Annotated in this window: 3 protein-coding genes; all 3 read left to right on the top strand. The window is 62.7% G+C overall.

Going from position 1 to position 3,329, the window contains the following annotated elements:
• Positions 1-732: haloacid dehalogenase-like hydrolase (locus ABD732_RS18510; protein WP_344786276.1), on the top strand; the 732-nt coding region annotated here is incomplete at its 5' end.
• Between the two features lie 26 nt (positions 733-758).
• Positions 759-1,403, top strand: a complete 645-nt coding sequence (locus ABD732_RS18505; RefSeq protein ID WP_344786274.1) for a hypothetical protein — start codon at positions 759-761, stop codon at positions 1,401-1,403.
• 140 nt (positions 1,404-1,543) lie between these two features.
• Positions 1,544-3,016: a DUF1254 domain-containing protein gene (locus ABD732_RS18500; protein ID WP_344786272.1), complete on the top strand. Its 1,473-nt coding sequence runs from the start codon at positions 1,544-1,546 to the stop codon at positions 3,014-3,016.
• The last annotated feature ends 313 nt before the right edge of the window (positions 3,017-3,329 follow it).

Below are 3,329 nucleotides of genomic sequence, written 5' to 3'. Positions count from 1 at the left end.
GCACTCGGGTCAGCTCACCGAACGAGTCAACGCACTCTGAAATACGAAGAGCCGGATTCGACTCTCGCCGCCAAAGAGCCGTACAAGGCGATCCTCAGCCACGACAGCGCGTTCTTCGGCGCCGTGGGCCAGCAGCAGCCCGACGCGCTCTTGGCGCTCGAGCAGGCTCTCGCGCGTACCTGGCTGGGCAGGACGCCCTCTGAGTTCGAGTCGGAGGTGCTGGCCTATCTGCAGGTACAGAAGTCGGAGAAATTCGAGAAACCCTACACCGAGCTCGTGTACCAGCCCATGCTCGAACTGTTCGACCTGCTCACAGCGAACGACTTCCGCGTCTTCGTCTGCTCGGGCGGCGGCCGCGAATTCATGCGGGCCTTCTCGGAGTCGGCGCTGGGCGTGCCCCGCGAGCACGTCATCGGCACCTCACCCGTCTACGAATACAAGGACAAAGAGATTCGCCGCGGTGACCAGCTTCTGGGAGGCCTCGCACTCGGGCCGGGAAAGACGGAACACATCTTCGCCTACGCCGGCCGCATGCCGGCGCTCGCCGGCGGCAACGCAGACGTCGATATCGAGATGCTGGAAGCCGCGACGTTCTCACTTCTGGTCATCCACGACGATGGCGAACGCGAATTCGCCTATGCGAAGGGTGCCGAACGCGCGCAGGCAGAGGCGAAGGCCAACGGCTGGACCACGGTGAGCATGAAAGACGACTGGAGCGTGATCTTCCCATGACCAGAGCGCACGAGACGGAGGCAGCAATGAACGCACTCACCGCGATCGACATTCTCATCCTTCCCGACGACACGATGATCACCCATGCCACCGGGTGGAACGAGCGACTGCGAGAGAAGCTGCCGAGCGGCTTCTCTCTGGACTCATCGCACACTCCGCACATCACGCTCCTGCAGCGCTACGTCCATACCTCCCGCCTTGAGGACGTTTACCGCGTCGTGGGAGCCGCGCTCGCCACCGCTCCGGTCTCGACGCTGAATCTGACCGGAGTGCGGCTCGCTCACATGGAGATGGCAGCGACACCCGGGGTGGGGCTTGCCGGCCTCCTCGTGCAAGCTAGCCCGGCGGTCATCGATCTGCAGTCCGCGCTGATCAGCGCACTCGAGCCATACACGGGATCCGGCGGCACCGCCGCAGCGTTCGTGACGTCTCCAGCTGAGCCAGACATCAACGCCGACACCCTGCGCTACATCGAAAGCTACGTACCCGCCCACAGCGGCGAGCACTACATGGCGCACGTCACGGTGGGGCAGGCTCCGCTCAGCGACCTGACGACCCTCGAAGCAGAACCGTTCCAGCCATTCGTCTTTCACCCCGCGGGCGTTGCCGCCTACCACCTCGGCGACAACGGCACCGCCCGCACAGAGCTCTACCGCTGGTCGCTCAGCTGAGCACGATTCCGACTCTCAGAAGGGACACTCATACCTGGTGGCGGCACAGCTCACCGCAGGGATGCGTGCCCCGATCCGCATCGCCACTTTCTCACTAAGAAGACGGGGGAAGGTGGTCGCGACAGGGCTATGGTGTGACCATGATCAATCCAGCAGGCATTCCTCACGGGTATAACACTCCGATCCCGAGCGAGATCTTGACTGCGGACCGGGTCGAGACTCGGATCGGCACGCTGGAGTTCACCGACGGCTTCCCCAGCGACGACACGGCCGCGAAGGTCTTCGACCATCTGGACTTCCTTCGAGCCGTCGAGGTGTTCCTGCAGTGCGTTCCTGCTGCCTCAATGGAGGGGCTGCGCGCGGGCCTATTAGACATCGGCTGTGACGCGGCGCACAAGATGGTGATCGCTGATCGCCTCCTGGACTCCAACCCACTCTTCCTCACCGGAAACACCGATACGGTCTACGCGCTTGCGATGCTTGACCTGCACCGGGATGGTCCGACGGTCGTACAGATTCCACCCGGGTGCGGACCTGGCACAGTCAACGATGCCTGGTTCCGCTTCGTGACCGATATGGGCGCACCGGGACCTGACCGCGGTGCCGGCGGTAACTACCTGATCGTTCCTCCCGAGTATGAGGGCGAGATTCCCGATGGGTACTTCGTCTCCCACTCGCCGAGCTACACCAACCTGCTGGCGCTGCGAGGTTTCGTTGTCGAGGGCAAGACCGACGTGGCAAAGGCGATGTTCGAGGATGGAGTCAAGATCTACCCGCTGTCGGCGGCGGACGCGCGTCCTGAGATGGAGTTCAGCTCGTTCTCGGGCAAGGAGTTCAACACCATTCACGCCAACGATCGGACGTTCTACAACGAGATGGCGGACGTGATCAGGCGCGAACCGATTGACGTGATTGATCCGGAGACTCGGGGTCTGCTTGCTTCGATCGGCATTCGCAAGGATCGTGCGTTCGCCCCTGATGAGCGGATGTGTGGCACGCTCGCCGACGCTGCGGCGGTCGGTAACGCCACCGCTCGCTCGATTGTCTTCCAGACCAGGGACAAGCGCGCCTACTTCTACGAGGATCGCAAGTGGAAGACCGGCTTTGTGGGCGGCGACTACCGGTGGCTCGATGGAGACGGGCGCGACGGGCGCAATATGGATGCCAGGACGATGTTCTTCTACCAGGCGACCTTGAATACTCCGGCGATGGCCCTCGAGATGGTCGGTGTCGGCTCGCAGTATGCGCTGACCGAGAGGGACGCCTCCGGTGCGTTCCTGCAGGGTAGTCACAGCTATCGGCTGACTCTTCCGTCGGGCGTTCCTGCTAAGGATTTCTGGTCGGTCATCGTCTACGACCCCCAGACCCGCTCGGAATTGCAGACCGGACAGCCACTGCCCAGCCGGAGCAGTGAGAACAACCGCACTGAACTCGTCTACAATGACGACGGCTCGATCGACTTGACCTTCAGCCCGGAACCGCCGAGTGAACACCGCGGGAATTGGATCCAGACAGTCCCCTCCAAGAGTTGGTACGCGATCCTGCGACTGTATGGGCCGCTGAAGCCCTGGTTCGACAAGACCTGGAAGCCACACGATATCGAGCGAATCTGATCGCACGCAGCGACTGTCGGCGGGCACCATTCTGATGCGTGGGGCAGGTCAGGGTGGCCTGCGCCGCTAAGCGAACAGGGGAATACTTTACTGGTAGAGCCGGGTATCAAAGAGTCGGCAGGTGACTCTCCCGCCCGTTACCTCAGTGAGAGGCCCGACAACTGATCGGGCGCCGTCGACGCTCACCAACTCTGCCAGTAGACATGTAGCCAGCCATCATGGACGGAGTGGTCCGGAAGTCAGGTCACAGCCCCTTCGGCGGCTCTTCGGTTCTGAGAGTGCGTAGGTGAGGTTCGGGACGAGCGCGGGCGAC

The organism is Gordonia caeni (assembly GCF_039537105.1).
GTDB lineage: Bacteria > Actinomycetota > Actinomycetes > Mycobacteriales > Mycobacteriaceae > Gordonia > Gordonia caeni.
Note: the sequence above shows the minus strand (reverse complement) of the source record. Positions and strands in the feature narration are given on the sequence as shown.